This is a genomic window from Shuttleworthella satelles DSM 14600, from assembly GCF_000160115.1.
In the GTDB taxonomy this organism is placed as follows: Bacteria; Bacillota; Clostridia; order Lachnospirales; family Lachnospiraceae; genus Shuttleworthia; species Shuttleworthia satelles.
Genome location: NZ_GG665867.1, coordinates 222014 through 238796 on the forward strand (window position 1 = coordinate 222014; position 16783 = coordinate 238796).

The 16783-nt window shown below is 56.5% G+C and carries 16 protein-coding genes and 1 riboswitch; of the genes, 1 reads left to right on the forward strand and 15 read right to left on the reverse strand.

Going from position 1 to position 16783, the window contains the following annotated elements:
- Positions 1-21: 21 nt before the first annotated feature.
- Entirely contained in the window at positions 22-450 is a 429-nt protein-coding gene (locus GCWU000342_RS07815; protein WP_045000904.1) for a DUF3592 domain-containing protein, read from the forward strand.
- Between the two features lie 68 nt (positions 451-518).
- Here the strand turns inward: GCWU000342_RS07815 and ftsH are convergent, their stop codons facing one another.
- The 15 genes from ftsH to GCWU000342_RS07895 form a co-directional block, all read right to left on the reverse strand.
- Positions 519-2420 carry an ATP-dependent zinc metalloprotease FtsH gene (gene ftsH, locus GCWU000342_RS07820; RefSeq protein ID WP_006906849.1) on the reverse strand — a complete coding sequence of 634 codons (1902 nt, stop codon included), beginning with the start codon at positions 2418-2420 and terminating at the stop codon, positions 519-521.
- A 65-nt stretch (positions 2421-2485) separates the two neighbouring features.
- A complete protein-coding gene (gene hpt / locus GCWU000342_RS07825; protein ID WP_006906850.1) occupies positions 2486-3013 on the reverse strand; it encodes a hypoxanthine phosphoribosyltransferase in 528 nt (175 codons plus the stop codon).
- Positions 3006-4535 carry a tRNA lysidine(34) synthetase TilS gene (gene tilS, locus GCWU000342_RS07830; RefSeq protein ID WP_006906851.1) on the reverse strand — a complete coding sequence of 510 codons (1530 nt, stop codon included), beginning with the start codon at positions 4533-4535 and terminating at the stop codon, positions 3006-3008. Before tilS ends, hpt begins: the two co-directional genes overlap by 8 nt.
- A 161-nt stretch (positions 4536-4696) precedes the next feature.
- A complete protein-coding gene (locus GCWU000342_RS07835) occupies positions 4697-5023 on the reverse strand; it encodes an FtsB family cell division protein (protein ID WP_006906852.1) in 327 nt (108 codons plus the stop codon).
- 93 nt (positions 5024-5116) lie between these two features.
- Positions 5117-5356 carry an RNA-binding S4 domain-containing protein gene (locus GCWU000342_RS07840; RefSeq protein WP_006906853.1) on the reverse strand — a complete coding sequence of 80 codons (240 nt, stop codon included), beginning with the start codon at positions 5354-5356 and terminating at the stop codon, positions 5117-5119.
- Positions 5357-5565: 209 nt separating this feature from the next.
- Positions 5566-5841: an HU family DNA-binding protein gene (locus tag GCWU000342_RS07845; protein WP_044959174.1), complete on the reverse strand. Its 276-nt coding sequence runs from the start codon at positions 5839-5841 to the stop codon at positions 5566-5568.
- 89 nt (positions 5842-5930) lie between these two features.
- The gene (locus GCWU000342_RS07850) at positions 5931-7298 is read right to left on the reverse strand and encodes a CCA tRNA nucleotidyltransferase (protein WP_045001107.1); all 1368 of its coding nucleotides are present in this window, start codon (positions 7296-7298) and stop codon (positions 5931-5933) included.
- Positions 7299-7315: 17 nt separating this feature from the next.
- On the reverse strand, positions 7316-8755 hold the full coding sequence (gene proS / locus GCWU000342_RS07855) for a proline--tRNA ligase (protein WP_006906856.1): 1440 nt from the start codon (positions 8753-8755) through the stop codon (positions 7316-7318).
- Between the two features lie 103 nt (positions 8756-8858).
- On the reverse strand, positions 8859-9641 hold the full coding sequence (locus tag GCWU000342_RS10005) for a histidine phosphatase family protein (RefSeq protein ID WP_006906857.1): 783 nt from the start codon (positions 9639-9641) through the stop codon (positions 8859-8861).
- A gap of 78 nt (positions 9642-9719) precedes the next feature.
- A complete protein-coding gene (locus GCWU000342_RS10010) occupies positions 9720-10658 on the reverse strand; it encodes an RluA family pseudouridine synthase (RefSeq protein WP_006906858.1) in 939 nt (312 codons plus the stop codon).
- Entirely contained in the window at positions 10655-11365 is a 711-nt protein-coding gene (locus tag GCWU000342_RS07875; RefSeq protein WP_006906859.1) for a metallophosphoesterase family protein, read from the reverse strand. The genes GCWU000342_RS10010 and GCWU000342_RS07875 overlap by 4 nt, the downstream gene beginning before the upstream one ends.
- Positions 11366-11441: 76 nt before the next feature.
- Entirely contained in the window at positions 11442-12131 is a 690-nt protein-coding gene (locus tag GCWU000342_RS07880) for a response regulator transcription factor (RefSeq protein WP_006906860.1), read from the reverse strand.
- On the reverse strand, positions 12128-13588 hold the full coding sequence (locus GCWU000342_RS07885; protein WP_045000926.1) for a sensor histidine kinase: 1461 nt from the start codon (positions 13586-13588) through the stop codon (positions 12128-12130). The genes GCWU000342_RS07880 and GCWU000342_RS07885 overlap by 4 nt, the downstream gene beginning before the upstream one ends.
- A 150-nt stretch (positions 13589-13738) precedes the next feature.
- Positions 13739-14920, reverse strand: a complete 1182-nt coding sequence (gene metK / locus GCWU000342_RS07890; RefSeq protein ID WP_045001114.1) for a methionine adenosyltransferase — start codon at positions 14918-14920, stop codon at positions 13739-13741.
- Between the two features lie 180 nt (positions 14921-15100).
- Positions 15101-15200: riboswitch (SAM riboswitch) on the reverse strand.
- A 187-nt stretch (positions 15201-15387) separates the two neighbouring features.
- On the reverse strand, positions 15388-16680 hold the full coding sequence (locus GCWU000342_RS07895; RefSeq protein WP_045000928.1) for a UDP-N-acetylglucosamine 1-carboxyvinyltransferase: 1293 nt from the start codon (positions 16678-16680) through the stop codon (positions 15388-15390).
- Positions 16681-16783: the final 103 nt, after the last annotated feature.

Consider the following 16783-nt stretch of genomic DNA (forward strand, 5'->3'; position numbering starts at 1 on the left):
AGACAGAAAGGAGAGCAGACCATGAAACATGTCGCCACAAAAGCAATCTGGATCGGACTTGTCATCATTTTCATCCTCCTGGGAGCAGCTGTCGTCATCATCGGCATGCGCATGAAGGCCTCTCCCTATAACTCTTACCCCAAGACAGAGGCCCGCATCCTCAAGGTGGAGAACTACCAGAGGCGAAGCGATGGCTCAGACACGAAGTATGGAAGCACACTGCAAGTGGAATACACGGTCAATGGCAAGCAGGTACAGGCCTGGGTGACCTTTGACAGGGACACCAGCCTCCAGGTGGGCGAGACCCTTACCATCGCCTACAACCCAGATCATCCGAGCGACTGCCACGCCATGGATGGCAAACCCGATATCACCAGGATTCTGGCTCTTATCGCAGGAATTGCCCTCGTCATATGGATATGCAAGAGGACTCTGACCTCCCGCCGCTGACCCGCGCTCCACAGCTCATCCGCCTTTGATCCCCCTGTCTGCCGACCAGTCGCAGGAGGCGCTGCAGCTCACATCTCCTCCACCGTCACGCCGCCTTCCGCCGGCTGGCTGTAGTGTTTTGCAAAGAGCGCCTCGAATTCCTCCCGGTGAATCTTCTCCTGCTTGATCAGCAGGTCCGCGCACCGGTGAAGGACATCCATATTGGCTGTCAAAATCTCCCTGGCCTTATCATAGGCTGAGGAGATTATTTTGTGCACTTCCGCATCAATCCCTGCCTGCGTAGACTCCGCGTAAGACTTTGCATGAGCCAGATCCCTGCCGATGAAGACCTCATCATCATCGTCGCCATATGCGATGGGCCCGATTTTGGAGGAGAATCCGTACCTGGTCACCATCTCCCTTGCTGTGCGGGTCGCCTGCTTAATGTCAGCAGAAGCCCCCGTCGTCACATCATCGAAAATCAATTCCTCTGCGACACGACCGCCGAAGGCAACCACGATATCCTGGAACATCTTCCCCCTGGTGACAAACATATTGTCCTTCTCCGGCAGCGGCATGGTGTAGCCTGCCGCTGAAGCGCCTGTAGGTATAATGGAGACCGAATAGACCGGCCCTACATCAGGCAGAACATGGAAGAGGATGGCATGTCCCGACTCGTGATAAGCCGTAATTTTTTTCTCCTGCTCGGAAATGATCCGGCTCTTCTTCTCTGTCCCGATTCCGACCTTGACAAAGGAGGAGCGGATATCCTCCATCCTGACATAGGCCCGTCCCTCTCTGGCCGCGGCGATGGCGGATTCATTCATCAAATTCTCCAGATCCGCACCTGTAAAGCCAACCGTCGTCCGCGCCACTGTCGCGAGATCCACATCTTCTGCCAGGGGCTTATTCTTGGTGTGGACACGGAGGATCTCCTCTCTTCCCTTCACATCAGGCCTGCCGACGAAGACCGACCGGTCAAAACGCCCGGGCCGCATAATGGCAGGATCCAGGATATCTACCCGGTTGGTCGCCGCCATAACAATGATGCCCTCATTGACTCCGAAGCCGTCCATTTCTACCAGCATCTGATTCAGGGTCTGCTCCCGCTCATCATGACCTCCGCCCAGACCGGCTCCGCGGCGCCTCGCCACAGCGTCAATCTCATCGATAAAAACAATGCAGGGGGCATTTTTCTTAGCCTCCGCAAAGAGGTCTCTGACGCGGGAAGCGCCGACCCCGACGAACATCTCCACGAAATCAGAACCCGAGATTGAGAAGAAGGGAACCCCTGCTTCCCCCGCCACTGCCTTGGCCAGCAGGGTCTTTCCCGTTCCCGGAGGGCCTACCAGGATCACTCCCTTTGGAATACGAGCCCCTACCTGAGTGAACTTCCCCGGATCGGAGAGAAAGTCAACCAGTTCTCCCAGACTCTCCTTTTCCTCCTGAAGACCGGCCACATCCTCAAAAGTTATATTCGTGTCTTCCTTTCTGGCCATCTTTGCCCGGCTCTTACCGAAGTCCATCATCTGACCGTTGACGCCGTTCTGGGCCCGGTTCTGCATGTTCATGATCAGGATAAAGAAGGCGATCAATATGACCCCTACCACAGCAGATGGCAGAACGGCCATAAGCCATTGATTGTCCCTCACATCCTTGAGTGTGTAATTGTCAAATCCCGCCGTCCGAAGGGTATTTTCAAGGGTCTTCACATCCGACACGGCCAGCTTGTATTCCTGTCCGTCCGCCAATCCGACATCGGCGCTCCCTGTGGGAACCTGCGCGTTCTGGTGGATCACCACGGTCTTAACCTGTCCTGCCTGCAGCGCGCTCTGCAGCTGGCTGTCGCTCATGGCCTTGCCGAGCCTGGGCGCGTTGAAATACCAGACGATCATCAGGCCAAGCAATATCAGCAGATAGATGGCCGCTCCCCGTCTGCGCCTGTTCTCGTTATCCAAAATTACTCCTCTCCTGCGCCTGGCGCGATACATGTGCAGAAAGCGGCCGGCTTATCTCACAGGACAATATCCGGTCGCTTTCATCGCTTCTCTTTGGTTCAGCCATTCAGTTCAACAACCCCGATATAGGGGAGGTTGCGGTATTTCTGATCGTAATCCAGGCCGTAACCCACAACGAATTCATCCGGAATGGAAAATCCGGTGTAATCAACCTCCACCGGAACCTCGCGGCGGTCAGGCTTGTCCAGAAGGCAACAGGTGTGCACGCTTTTGGCTCCCTTATCCCGGAACCAGTTGAGCAGGAACTGGAAGGTATTGCCGGAATCGATGATGTCCTCAACAATCAGCACATTCTGACCGGAAGGATCCAGATCCAAGCCCTTCTTAATGACGACATTTCCAGAGGAGACGGTGCCTGCTCCATAGCTTGAGGTCGACATGAAGTCCATGGTCACAGGAACCCTAATGCGCTTGGCCAGTTCACAGGCGAAAAAGGAAGCCCCCTTCAGGATGCAGACCAGGAAAATTTCCCTGCCCTGAAAATCTTTGCTGATCTGCGCGCCCAGTTCCCTGATCCTCGCGTCGAGCTCATCCTCGGAAAGCATTACTCTGATCTTCTCACTCATCTTTCACTCTCCTAATCTCCAAGACTCTTTTCGTGTTCTGATTCGCCTGATAAAACTGACTCTGCCTGTATCCGATGATCCAGACAATCTCAGATCCATCCGCTAAAAGAGGGCAGGAGGCCCTGAGTCCCGCGGGGATCTTTCGATTGATCATAAATCGCTTCAAGCTCTGTCTGTGGCCGGCCGCATCGATACAGACGCGATCATGCGGCTCTCTGAAGCGAATCTGAAGAGCAGTCCTGATTTTATCATAATCAAATGCCTTCGTATAGGGCGCCAGCCGACCTTGCTCCTTTCCCCCGCCCTCGATCAGACGGTAATGATAGCGGTCTTCCCCCAGCGCGATCAGCCCCGAGTCACCGATTCTAAGATCTGTGGGAATGCGGTCCTGACGGATCTTCGCCCTGTTAGCTGTCTCAAGCCCGGGGCCTATCTCCGGTCCGGGGTCTGTCTCCGGTCCGGGGCCTGTCTCCGATCCGGAGTCTGTCTCCTCTTCTCCGGACGATCTCGAAAAGAACTGAAGACTCTTATAGCCCCGAATGACGAGCAGGCCATAGGGCAAATCCAGCCGCCGTCCCGCCTGGCCGCGCAAAAGGTCGAGTAGAGCCTGCACATGCGCGCAGCCAAGGTCTTTAGCCCCTCCGGCCGCCGTCTCTAGGGCAAGACGCAGAATCTCCCTCTGCAAAAAGGGGTCTTCCCTCTTCAGGTCAAGAGAGAGAATCCAGCTCGCGGGGCGGGGCAGAAGGCGCTCTGTCAAATCTCCCCTCTCCTGTCCTCCCGGCAGAAGATACCGGTCCAGGGCTCTCTTTGCCTGCCTTCGGATATAACCTGACGCCTCTCTCGCGATTCCCGCCGTGCGCGCCATATGCTCCAGGGCTCTTTGGTTCTCCCCCAAAAGGGGAGGCAGGACCTGATGACGGATCCGATTGCGGCTGTAGGTATCCTCCTCGTTGCTTCGATCTCTTCTCCATTCCTGGCCCAGGTCACGCAGCCAGTCTTCAATCTCTCTTCTGGACGCGGCCAGAAGGGGGCGGACAATCCTGCCCCTTTTGGGGGGGATTGCCGCCAATCCCTCCAGACCGGTCCCCCTGACCAGATGAAAGAGAAGGGTCTCCGCCGCGTCATTCAAATTGTGGGCCAGGACGATTTTTGCCCCGTCCCATCGGGCCGCCGCCTCTTCCAGGGCCTGATAACGGAGTATGCGGGCCGCCTCTTCTTCAGACCGCCCTTCTGTCTCCGCGAGAGCCCGCACATCCACCGGCACGACCTGACAGGGCAGGCCGTGCTCCCGGCACAGCTTCCTGACCCAGGCGGCATCCTCCAGACTCTCCCTCCCCCGAAGGCCGTGTTCTACATGTAAAACCCGCAGGAGCAGATCGTATTTTCGCCTCCAGATCAGAGCCAGCCGCAGAAGGGCAACCGAATCCGCCCCACCGGAGACCGCCAGAAGAAGACGGTCTTTGGGCGCAAGCATCTCTTCTCCCACCGCATAAGACCAGATCCTCTCCGCAAAATCGTCCACCGCCTCGTCTTCCTCCCTCTTCTCCTGTCGGCCCGCGCTCCCGGCAACAGGCTTTCAATCGCTCCGACGGATCCCCTCACTTGCCTGCGGGCCGCCGGCCGCATCCCTTCTCTTCTCTGACAAGAAAAAACCCGACAAGCCAATGTCGAGTCCTCCTGTCCTTATTTCTTCTCGCGGAAGATGATCTCGTTGGGATGAACCATCCCCAGCTTGCTCTGGGCCTCATGCTCCGCGTAAGCGTCTGTCATCGTGTAGTTCACCTGGTTCTCAAGCTCTTTGGCCCTCTCCTCCTGCTGCTGCAGCTCCTTCTGGTAGACGGCAGCCTTCTCCTTGTAGCTCCGCTGCTTCTGATAGAGACGGGTCAGCTGGACCAACATCGTCACAGCAAAGATCACTGTCAGCAGAGCAAAAACTGCCCGCCGACGCCGCCTGGTCTTGTTGGCCTGTGGCCTTTCCTGCCTTTTGATTGGTCTAATCTCTTCGCTCATGAATTTCTTTCCTGGTCTGATCCCCTGCTGACAGCTCGCAGATTAAGCTCTCTGAATACAACTATGATAGGAGCACGAGCCGGATTTGGCAAGTCAGAGGTACTCAAAGAGCTCCTTGGCCTCTTCCTTCTTCGTCGTATCCTGTATCTCCAGAACACGAACCTTGACCGTGCGATTCCCGAAGGCGATCTCTATGATATCTCCCACCGAGACCTTGGCAGAGGCCTTGGCCGGCCGGCCGTTCACAAGCACGCGTCCGGCATCGCAGGCCGCGTTGGCCACGGTTCTGCGCTTGATCAGTCTTGAAACCTTGAGGAACTTGTCCAGTCTCATATCCCTCTCCTTTTAAAATATCGTCCCTTTGAACTCCTGTCCGGCAAAATAAGACTGGCCGCAGGCATCCTTAAGCCGCAGTCATCCCGCAATCATGAATAAGAAAAACCGATCTCCATATTTCGCACCTGCATATCCATGCACATACGCTATATGGCGATCGGCTCTCTGTCTTCTGCAATTTCTTACAAATCGCTCAATTCGAAGAATTACTTGTTTACAGCATCCTTCAGTGCCTTGCCGGCCTTGAACTTAGGTGCCTTAGAAGCAGCAATCTTCATGGTCTTGCCGGTCTGGGGGTTGCGTCCGGTTCTTGCGGATCTCTTGGAAACCTCAAAGGTACCGAAGCCGACAAGCTGGATCTTCTCGCCCTTCTTAAGGCTCTTAGATACAACGTCGGTGAATGCCTTCAACGCTGCCTCTGCATCCTTCTTGGACAGATCAGCCTGCTCTGCAATTGCTGCAACTAACTCAGTCTTGTTCATTTCTATTCCTCCTATATTAACAGTTCCGATTCTCCTTGGGTTCTCCCCCGAATCGTATAAACCCTTTATAATGGATTTTATTTTGCTTGTCAAGAAAAAGCCCCGTCTTGCGGGCTTTCCCCGAGATTTAAGAGAATTTCCCGGCTTTTCTTTCTCAGATAGTCCGCCTGATTGTGCTCCGGCTCCTCTAAGACATCCTCTAAAAGGGCGGATAAGACTTCTCCCACCAGCCTTCCCTGGGGCAGTCCCATCTCAAGAAGGTCCCTTCCCGAAATAGCCAGGTCTCCCACGGACAGGGCCTCCTTTTTTTGCAGAATCTGCTCCCGCAGGCGCTCGAAATCGTCAATCTCCCCCAGCTTCTCCTCACGCTTGTAATCACTCTGGGCCAGCATGTCCGCCCGCTTCAAGGCAAAGAGCCGGGGAAAGGCCTGTGCTCCCACCCGAACCATAGCCCGGCGGACGGACCGCAGATCAGCCCCGGGACGCTCATCATGATAGCACACCAGCTGTACTACCCGATCCGTGGTATCCTTGTCAAAGCGCAGACGCCTGAGAATTTCCCCGGCCATCCTGGCTCCCTCTTTTGGATGCCCCTTGAAGTGGTCGACGCCCCTTTCATCCGTCGTTCTGCAGACCGGCTTGGCGATATCATGAAGGAGGGCCGCCAAACGCAGGACGGGGTCATCGGGCACCCCCTGCATGACAAGCAGGGTATGGTGGCCCACATCGGTAAAGTGGTGGGGGGTATTCTGCGGCGTCCTCATACAGGCGTCGAACTCCGGGAGGAAAACTGCTGTGAGCCCCAGCTCATAAGCCATCTCAAGGCAGGCCGGATGAGGGGAACAGATGGTCTTCATCAGTTCCACCCGAATGCGCTCCGCCGAGACCTTCTTTAAGTTCTCGGCCAGGTCCCGGATGGCTGACGCTGTGTCCGCGTCCAGCCCGAAGCCCAGCTGGGCCGCAAAGCGGACCGCCCTGAGCATGCGAAGCGCGTCCTCGGTAAATCTCTGATGGGGATCCCCCACGCAGCGGACCAGCTTTCGCTTTAGATCGCCGATCCCGTCAAATTCGTCCACCAGGCCGCGATCGGGATGGTAGGCCATGGCGTTGATTGTAAAGTCACGGCGCTTCAGATCCTCCGTGAGACTGGGCGTATAGCGGACCGTCCTGGGATGACGTCCGTCCAGATACTCCCCGTCGACGCGGTAGGTCGTCAGTTCATAGCCGATATGATCCAGCATGACGGTCACAGTCCCGTGCTGAATCCCCGTATCAATCGTATGGGAAAAGAGGGCCTTGATCTCCCGGGGACAGGCCGAGCTGGTAATATCCCAATCGTCCGGAATGCGCCCGAGGACAGAGTCCCGGACGCATCCACCGACGGCATAAGCCTCATGACCGGCCGCCTCCAGAGTATGAATGATCTGCCGCACAGGGGCCGGCAGATCAATTGACAGCTTCTGACCTCTTCTCATCAATATGCCTTACCCCAGTAGACCAGCCTGTGCGCGGGCTTCCCGCAGCAGACGCATTTGTCATCAATGGTATCCTCGTCAAATGGCATGCAGCGGCTGGTCGCTGTCGTATCCTCCTTGATCCTGTCCTCACAGGCCTCGTCTCCGCACCACATGCCGCGGATGAAGCCCGGCCTGTTTGCAACAGCGTCCTTGAATTCCTCATAAGTGTGCGCATCTGAAATATGGCTGTTCAGGAAGTCCTTTGCCCTTGCAAGCATATCCTCCTGCTCCTGCTCAAGAAGCTGTTCCGCCCTCTCTGTGAGCTCACGCATGGGCACAAAGACCTTCTTGCGGTTGTCACGGCGAACCATGACTACCTGTTCCTTCTCAATATCCTTGGGTCCGACCTCAATGCGAAGGGGGATTCCCCTCATCTCCGCCTCGGCAAACTTCCAGCCGGGGCTCTTTTCAGAGTCGTCCAGCTTGACGGAGAATCCGGCCTTCTGCAGTTGCTGACGGAGTTCTTCGGCCTTCTCGAGAACTCCCTCCTTCTGCTGCATGACAGGCACAATGACAATCTGGACGGGGGCGATACGGGGAGGAAGCACCAGGCCGGAGTCGTCTCCATGCACCATAATAATGGCCCCGATCAGGCGGGTAGATACCCCCCAGGAGGTCTGATGCACATACCGCAGCTGATTATTCTTGTCCGTGTACTGAATCCCGTAAGCTCTTGCGAATCCGTCTCCGAAGTTGTGGGAGGTTCCTGACTGGAGAGCTTTGCCATCATGCATCAAGGTCTCAATGGTGTATGTCGCCTCTGCTCCGGCAAACTTCTCCTTATCGGTCTTGCGCCCCTTAATCACGGGAATCGCCAGATATTTCTCGCAGAAATCCGCATAGACATTCAGCATCTGAATGGTTCTGGCCTCAGCTTCTTCCGCAGTCGCATGCGCGGTATGACCTTCCTGCCAGAGGAACTCGGAAGAGCGGAGGAAGGGACGGGTGGTCTTCTCCCAGCGGACAACAGAGCACCACTGGTTGTAGACCTTTGGCAGGTCCCGATAGGACTGGACAATGGTGGAATAGAGATCGCAGAAGAGGGTCTCTGATGTCGGCCGGATGGCCAGTCGCTCCTGCAGGGGCTGGATGCCGCCCTGGGTCACCCAGGCCACCTCCGGGGCGAAGCCCTCGACATGCTCCGCCTCTTTTTTCAGGAGACTCTCCGGCATCAGCAGGGGCATGTAGACGTTTTCCACCCCTGTCTCCTTGAACATCGCGTCCATATTCTTCTGGATATTCTCCCAGATGGCATAGCCGAGGGGCTTATAGATCATAAATCCCTTGAGAGAGGAGTACTGCATCAGCTCCGCCTTCTTAACCACATCGGTATACCACTGGGCGAAATCCTCACTTCTGGGTGTAATCTCCTCGACAAACTTCTTATCCTTAGCCATGATATCTCCTCACACGCCCCTCTCCTTCGCCTTCGACTGGCACACAGCGGCCAGCTCCCCGGCAATCCTCGCGGGCATTCACTGCCCTATTCTAGAAAATGCTCTATTTTCTGTCAATCTGAGCCGTCATATTCAGGTAGTGTCCATGCCCGAAGCCCTCATAGAGCCGGGTGAAATGATCCTGATAATCGCTTCCCGGCCTGCCGTCGGGATCACGCCTCTGATCGGAGAGGAAGACCTGAAAGACAGCGCAGTTATTGACGTCGATCTTCCAGAAGTCCTTTCTCTCCACATGGCCGACATAGGCCAAAAGGGCGTGCAGGGCCGCCCCGTGCGAGACGACGAAAATTGTGGGCCCTGTCTTACGATCCTGACACCTTCTGTCTTTCCTAATATGACATTCTCCGGCATCTTCTTGTACAGGCTCTTCGCAATCGCTTACCACAGCCCCCCTATTTGCACACAGAACATACTGATCTCTCAAGTCCTCCACGAAGTCCGCGATGCGGTCGAAGAGGTCCTCGTAGCTCTCCGCTCCGTCCGGCGGCTCATAGTCGACGACCGTGCGAAAGAAAGATTCATAGAAGCCCTGGGCCAGCTCCTCATTGGGTTTGCCCTCCGCCTCTCCGAAGCACATCTCAATGATCCGGTCATCCGGCTCCTGAAGGTCTCTGGGCCTGCCGGAGACAATCTCCGCCGTCTCCCTGGCCCGATCTAGAGGGCTTACTATCACGCGGTCCGGGACGATTTTCTCCTTTTTGAGGAATTTCGCCGCCTCCCTGGCCTGCTGCCTTCCCTTTTCATTGAGTCTGGTATCTGTCCTGCCCTGCATGCGGTGCAGGACGTTCATATCGGTCTGTCCGTGCCGAATGATATATAAGTTCATGTTCTCCTCATTTCCTGGCAAGCCCTGGCGTCTGCAAAGACACTGTCAGACCGGCTCTGATCTCATGACAGGTCGATATCAGATTCCATCCGATCCTTCTTCGAGACAGTTTTTAAATCGGCCGAAGGCTGTCCCCCTCGGCAAAATCTCATAGGAGATCCGCTCTCCCGTCCCTGGATGGGGAAAGGACAGCTGACAGGCACAGAGGGCCAGGGGCTGGCCGTTGGGATCGGCCCCGTACCTGGCATCTCCCAGGATCGGACTGCCCAGACCTGACAACTGCAGGCGAATCTGGTGGCGGCGTCCCGTCAGCAGGTGAACGCGAAGCAGGGCTAATGCCCGGCCGTCTTTTGTCTTTGAATGGTCCAGGATCTGATATTCCAGGCGGGCTTTCCTGGCTCCCTTGATCCCCGGCGCAAGCAGGCAAGCCTTCTTAGCTTCCCCAGTCCCCGGCGCAAGTTGGCAAGCCGTCTTAGCTTCCCCAGTCCCCGGCGCAGGCAGGCGGGTCTTCTTCGCCCCCTTGTCCTTCACCGCAGGCTGGTGGCCATTCTTGGTCCCCTTGTCCTCCGGCGCAGGCTGGTGGCCATTCTTGGTCCCCTTGTCCTCCGGCGCAAGCAGGCGGCCATTCTTGCCGCGGGAAGCTGGCAGCATGTCGTTCTCCAGGAAAATCCATTCTCCCTTCCGATGGAGGGAATCCGCCTCCTGCCCGCAGTCGGGCCCCTTCGGCAGTCCCTGTGTCAGCGCCAGATAGTACTTGTCGATCCTGCCTTTCGCCTGCGCCGCCTCCAGCTTCCCGGCAGCCCGCGGGTTCTTGGCGATCACCATAAGGCCCTCGACCGGCTGATCCAGGCGGCCAATCAAGCCGATATAGTCTGACTCTCCCCGGCTCTTGCGGTAGTTCTTCAATTCCGAGACCAGGTCTGCCTGCAGGGCAGAGGCTGTCTGTGTGGCAAATCCCGCCGGTTTATAGCAGACAAAGATGTCTGCGTCCTCATATATAATTTCCGTCCGCATCATCCTTGTGTCTTCCCTTGATTTCCCCTGTCCCGCTTTCCCCAGTCGGGGCGCAGGATCTCTTCCATGTCAGCCGTCTCAAGATCCAGCTTCTTTCGTCTTTCGGCATCAATCGCAATCCACTCTGACAGAGTCCTTGGCCGGTAATCACTGAACACGCAAAAGGTGTTGATCATCTGGCAGGGCAGCTGGCGGACTGTGCCATCCCTGCCCCGCACCTCCATCTGCTGGCTCTGCCGCAGGAAATGGTGGACCAGGCGCTCATCCCTCGTGTCATGCACATGTCCATAGAGCATATAGACATTGGCCGATCCGTCCTTCCCCACATGATACTGCCCGTTGTAGCAAAAGGTGGGATAGTGAGAGAGAATCACATGCCGCCCCTGATCCCGAATCTCTTTGTATGGAGCCGCCCAGACAAAACGAGACAGGTGTTTCTGATCCAACTTCCGAAACCACTGGTCGTGATTCCCAATGACCAGGTGCAGGCGGCCAGGCAGCTGATCCAGGATCTCCATGGTCTCCTGCCCCTTCCCATAGGAGAAGTCCCCCAGGATATAGACCTCGTCCCTGGGGCCGACCGCCGCCTTCCACTGGCGGATCATACAGGCGTGCATCTGGTCCAGATCCTCAAAGGGCCTGCGGTCCATCGACGTCAGCAGGGCCTTATGGAAGAAATGACAGTCTGAGATATACAATTTCCTGGACATATCACTCCTCTCCGATCGGCCGATCCGCGTCTCTTCTCCTGATCTGTCCCCACTCGCCGGTCCGCGCCTCTGCCCCTCAGACGCGGAAGCGGTATCCCACGCCCCAGATCGTCTCGATATACTGGGGCTTAGAGGAGTCCATCTCGATTTTCTCCCGGATCCGCTTGATATGAACGGTCACTGTGGCGACCTCCCCATTGGAGCTCATATTCCAGATCTCCCGGAAGAGCTCATCCTTGGAGAAGACATGGTTGGGATGCTCCGCCAGAAAGAGGAGCAGCTCATATTCCTTGGCGGTAAATGTCCTCTCCTCCCCGTTGATCCAGACCCGCCGGTCGGACTTGTCGATCTTGAGACCTCGGATCTCCAGGCAGTCATTCTTGATTGGGGACGCTCCCACCAGGCGGGAATAGCGGGCCAGATGCGCCTTGACTCTGGCCACCAGTTCCGAGGGGGAAAAGGGCTTTGTCACATAGTCATCGGCCCCCAGACCCAGACCCCGGATCTTATCGATATCGTCCTTGCGGGCAGAGACCATGAGAATCGGCCTGTCCTTGACCTCGCGGATCTTCTGGCAGATCTCAAAGCCATCCGCGCCCGGCAGCATCAGGTCCAGAATAAAAATATCGTAGTCCCCTTCCAGGGCCTTTTTCAGCCCGGCAGCTCCGTCGGTCTCGATATCCACCGAGAACTCGCTTAACTCCAGGTAATCCTTCTCCAGCTCCGCAATGGAGCGCTCATCTTCAATAATCAGTACTTTGCTCATCTGACTTCCTCTTCCTGATACTTGCGCAGAACGAAATAAATACAGGTTCCCTTGCCGGGAGTCGACCTGGCCCAGACCTTGCCCCCGTGATCCTCGATGATTTTCTTGACAACGGCCAGACCGATCCCGCTGCCTCCCGTATTGGAGTTGCGGGAGGAATCGGCCCGGAAGGTCCGGTCAAAAATATAGGGCAGGTCGGCCGCTGTGATGCCCTGTCCGTCATCAGACATCTCCACCTGGACGAAATCGCCTACATCTTTCACCAGCATGTTGATATGACCATCGGCATGTCCCATGTACTTGACGGAGTTGCCGACAATATTGGAAATGACCCTCTGCAGCTGCTCCGGGTCAGCGATGACCTCTGTCTCCTCGGGCAACTGGTTGGCATAGCCCAGACGAATCTGCTGGTTGGACAGCTCCACGGTGAGCTCCCCGGCGCAGTCGTCGAAGTAGTCTCTGGCGCTCATGTGGCGGAAGTTATAAGGGATCCCGCTGGTGTCAATCTTGGTGTAGGTGGTCAGCTCATTGATCAGCTTGTCCATCTCCCCCGCCTTATTGTAGATGGTCCGAACATAGGCCTCCTGCTTCTCCGGCGTTCTCGCGATCCCGTCTAAGATCCCCTCCGCGTAGCCCTTGATGGCTGTGATCGGGGTCTTGAGATCGTGCGCGATATTGGAGATCAGAGCCAGCTGCTCCTTCTCGTTCTCTAACTTCTGTCTGGAGGAATCCTCCAGACGGGCGCGCATCTCCTCGAAGGCGCTGCCAAGCCGGGCAAACTCATCCTTCCCCTCCATCTCGATCTTGAAGTCCAGGTTGCCCTCCCGGATATTCTCGGCCGCCTCTGTCAATTTGCGGACCTGAGGAACCATGCCGGAGTAGATCCAGGCTGTCAGGAAAACGGCGGTCAAAATCAGGATGGCCAGCACTGCCAGGATATACTGAATAATCAGTCTCTTTGCCTCCGGCAGATCTCCGCTGGCGGAAGTCAGCAGGTAGACGCTCCCCACGGCGCCGTTGATCGTGTAGAAATCAATCTGCCGGACGATCGTAGAGGCGTCTCCCTCCAGGTAGGTAAAATTATTGGCGTCCCTGGCTCCCGTCCCAAAGGATGGCAGATGCTCCGGATCCAGATTGCTGTGCTCGGACAGGCCATTGTAATAGACCTGATCCCGATAGCGAACCAGGAGGCTGGTATAGCTCTTCTTCAGGTTCTCGTTCTCCTTCTGCAGATAATCTGTGTTCAGCAAAACGGACGGATCTGTCCTGGCCTGCTCCAGAATGGTCTCATAGGCCCTCCTGGAGTAGCGGTTCATGATCTGCATGGAATCTGTCACCAGTCCCTGGTCGGACCCCCGGCCCAGGAAGCGTACTCCATAGAGCAGAAGGATGGCCAAAAGAATGGGAACCACAATGACAATGGCGAAGGAAATTATCAGTCTCTTGCGAAAATTCATCCTCTCTCCCCGGCCCAACGGGCCTTTTATTGTCATGTGTTCCAAGTCAACGATGAAATACGCGGGAATACGCGCGTCGCTAGCATCCCACAGTCGTAATAAAAGCCGCAAGCAGAGCTTGCGGCTTTTATTATACTATATCCTGTGCGCTCAGAGGGCCTTCTTGAGCACTTCCACCTTATCTAAGGCCTCCCAGGGGAAGGCCACGTCGTTACGGCCGAAATGACCATAGGCAGCCGTGGGGCGGTAGATGGGGCGGCGAAGGTCAAGCATCTTGATAATGCCGGCCGGGCGCAGGTCAAAATGCCTGCGAACCAGCTCCACCAGCTTCTCATCAGAGATTTTCCCGGTGCCGAAGGTATCGACATTGATGGAGGTCGGCTCAGCGACGCCGATGGCGTAACTCAGCTGAATCTCACAGCGGTCCGCCAGACCGGCAGCCACGATATTCTTGGCCACATAGCGGGCGGCGTAAGCCGCGGACCGGTCTACCTTGGTGCAGTCCTTGCCGGAGAAAGCGCCGCCGCCATGCCGGGCCATGCCGCCGTAAGTATCGACGATCAGCTTGCGCCCCGTCAGTCCGGCATCTCCGTGAGGGCCGCCGATGACGAAGCGGCCGGTGGGGTTGATGAAATACTTGGTTCTCTCATCCACCATCTCCCTGGGAATGACAGGATCAAAGACGTATTTCATAATGTCACTGTGAATCTGCTCCTGGCTGACCTCATCGTCATGCTGGGTGGAGAGGACAACGGCATCCAGGCGGGCGGGTCTGCCCTCCTCGTCATACTCGACGGAGACCTGGGTCTTGCCGTCAGGGCGAAGATAGGAGAGTTTTCCCTCCTTGCGGACCTCTGTCAGCCGCAGGGCGAGCTTGTGGGCAAGCTCAATGGGATAAGGCATATACTCATCCGTCTCGTTCGAGGCGTAACCGAACATCATCCCCTGGTCTCCGGCCCCGGTATCCAGGTCGTCGGTCAGGCTCCCCTCCTTGGCCTCAAGCGCCTTGTCAACACCCATGGCGATATCCGCGGACTGCTGGTCCAAAGCGACGAGAACGGCGCAGGTATTGCCGTCAAAGCCGGTTTTCGCGTCATCATAGCCGATCTCCTTGACCGTCTCTCTGACAATGGACGGGATGTCCAGCCTGGCCTTGGTCGTGATCTCCCCGGTCACCAGGATGAATCCGGTACAGGCCGCGGTCTCGCAGGCGACACGGCTCATAGGATCCTGGGCCATGCAGGCGTCCAGGATCGCGTCGGACACCGCGTCGCAGACCTTGTCCGGATGTCCTTCCGTCACTGACTCAGAGGTAAAGATTCTTCTCTCCATATTTTCCTTTCCGCTCATCCATCGAGCTGTGGCTCGGCCATTTCCAGAGCCGGGGTCAGACCGGCAACAATTTACAAATCATTCTTAATGGCCATGAACAATCGGGTGCGCGTGGAACTGCCATGCGCAAAAAGATCCGCATGTAACTGCGGATCTGACTCAAGTGAAGATAATCAAATCCTCTTATTGTTCGAACATACTCGCTCAGGTTGGCACCTACCGCTTTGGGGGTTGCCGTGGCTTCACGGATCCTATGTATCTCCACCACTCTGAATAAGAGAACTGTATGTAACCTGCCGCGCGGGCCGGTATTTTCTGACAGGATCTGACTGTCTCAACGGTGCCTACGATAGCCTAGAAAATGCCCGGCTGTCAATACTTCTGACAACCGGGCATACATATCCCTGAAACTGTATACGGGTCTTATCCCGCTTTCTGTCATCCTTCCGGAAGAGCTCTCCGACCCGTCATCCCACTTTGCCGATAAACTTGCGCAGGGCCTCCTCGCTGGAGACGCACTCGATCTGAGCCCCCAGGCCCCTAAGCTTCTGATCGAAGCTTTCATAGCCTCTCTGTATGAAGTGGATATCATCGACCGTCGTAATCCCGTCGGCCGCGAGACCGGCGATCACAAGGGCGGCGCCGGCGCGAAGGTCCGGGGCGGAGATGCGGGCCCCGGTAAACTGATTCACTCCTCTGATAATGGCAATATTGCCCTCTACCTTGATGCAGGCGCCCATGCGGGCCAGCTCATCCACATAGCGAAAGCGGTTCTCAAAAATCGTCTCGGTCACGGTCGAAGTCCCGGAAGCCAGAGCCAAAACAGCGGTCATCTGGGGCTGCATATCTGTCGGGAAGCCCGGGTAAGGCAAAGTCGTGACAGAGGTCGGCGTCAGGGGACTCTTGGCGATCACCCGAACCGCGTCATCGTACTCGACGATCTCACAGCCGGCCTCCATGAGCTTGGCACTGGTTGCCTCCAGGTGCTTGGGCGTGACATTCTTCACCGTGACATCCCCGTGGCTGATCGCAGCGGCGCACATGAAGGTTCCGGCCTCAATCTGATCGGGAATCACGGAGTAGGTCGTTCCGTGCAACCTCTCCACTCCCTGGATGCGGATGACGTCCGTCCCGGCCCCGCGAATATTGGCTCCCATACTGTTGAGGAAGTTGGCCACGTCAACTACGTGGGGTTCCTTGGCGGCATTCTCGATCACCGTCTTCCCCTCTGCCATGGCAGCCGCCATCATCACGTTGATGCTGGCTCCGACAGAAACCTTATCCATGAAGATGTGCGCGCCCACGAGCCGGTCCGCCCTCGCTCCCATGAGTCCGTAGCTGACCTCGCACTCGGCGCCCATCGCCCGAAAGCCCTTGATGTGCAGATCAATGGGACGACTTCCGATATCGCAGCCGCCCGGAAGGGCTACCTCCGCCTCCTTGAAACGACCCAGAAGCGCTCCCAGCAGATAATAGGAGGCGCGGATCTTCTTGATATACTCATAATCCACCGTGAGGCGATTCACCTGATCCGCCGTGATCTCAACCGTGTGCCGGTCGACATGCCTGATCTTAACGCCGATATCCTCCATGGCCGCGTTCATGACAATCACGTCGTGAACATCCGGAAGATTCTCGATGCGAACCGTCTCGTCAGTCATGATGGCCGCCGCCAGGATCGCCAGAGCCGCATTCTTGGCGCCGGAAATATCCACCTCGCCGTGCAGAGCGACTCCGCCTTGAACTACATATTGATCCATACTTTTCACACCTCTATATCGCCGTTTTACCACCGCGAACGCCACTGCGCACTGGCTCTTTTTCTTCACTTATCATACAGGAATTCATTACAAGTTCACAATT

Excerpts from the sequence above, each read along its gene's own strand:
- GCWU000342_RS07815 (WP_045000904.1), top strand. The coding sequence starts at position 22 with ATGAAACATGTCGCCACAAAAGCAATCTGGATCGGACTTGTCATCATT.
- ftsH (WP_006906849.1), bottom strand. The coding sequence starts at position 2,420 with ATGTATCGCGCCAGGCGCAGGAGAGGAGTAATTTTGGATAACGAGAAC.
- hpt (WP_006906850.1), bottom strand. The coding sequence starts at position 3,013 with ATGAGTGAGAAGATCAGAGTAATGCTTTCCGAGGATGAGCTCGACGCG.
- GCWU000342_RS07835 (WP_006906852.1), bottom strand. The coding sequence starts at position 5,023 with ATGAGCGAAGAGATTAGACCAATCAAAAGGCAGGAAAGGCCACAGGCC.
- GCWU000342_RS07840 (WP_006906853.1), bottom strand. The coding sequence starts at position 5,356 with ATGAGACTGGACAAGTTCCTCAAGGTTTCAAGACTGATCAAGCGCAGA.
- GCWU000342_RS07845 (WP_044959174.1), bottom strand. The coding sequence starts at position 5,841 with ATGAACAAGACTGAGTTAGTTGCAGCAATTGCAGAGCAGGCTGATCTG.
- proS (WP_006906856.1), bottom strand. The coding sequence starts at position 8,755 with ATGGCTAAGGATAAGAAGTTTGTCGAGGAGATTACACCCAGAAGTGAG.
- GCWU000342_RS10005 (WP_006906857.1), bottom strand. The coding sequence starts at position 9,641 with ATGAACTTATATATCATTCGGCACGGACAGACCGATATGAACGTCCTG.
- GCWU000342_RS10010 (WP_006906858.1), bottom strand. The coding sequence starts at position 10,658 with ATGATGCGGACGGAAATTATATATGAGGACGCAGACATCTTTGTCTGC.
- GCWU000342_RS07875 (WP_006906859.1), bottom strand. The coding sequence starts at position 11,365 with ATGTCCAGGAAATTGTATATCTCAGACTGTCATTTCTTCCATAAGGCC.
- GCWU000342_RS07880 (WP_006906860.1), bottom strand. The coding sequence starts at position 12,131 with ATGAGCAAAGTACTGATTATTGAAGATGAGCGCTCCATTGCGGAGCTG.
- GCWU000342_RS07885 (WP_045000926.1), bottom strand. The coding sequence starts at position 13,588 with ATGAATTTTCGCAAGAGACTGATAATTTCCTTCGCCATTGTCATTGTG.
- metK (WP_045001114.1), bottom strand. The coding sequence starts at position 14,920 with ATGGAGAGAAGAATCTTTACCTCTGAGTCAGTGACGGAAGGACATCCG.
- GCWU000342_RS07895 (WP_045000928.1), bottom strand. The coding sequence starts at position 16,680 with ATGGATCAATATGTAGTTCAAGGCGGAGTCGCTCTGCACGGCGAGGTG.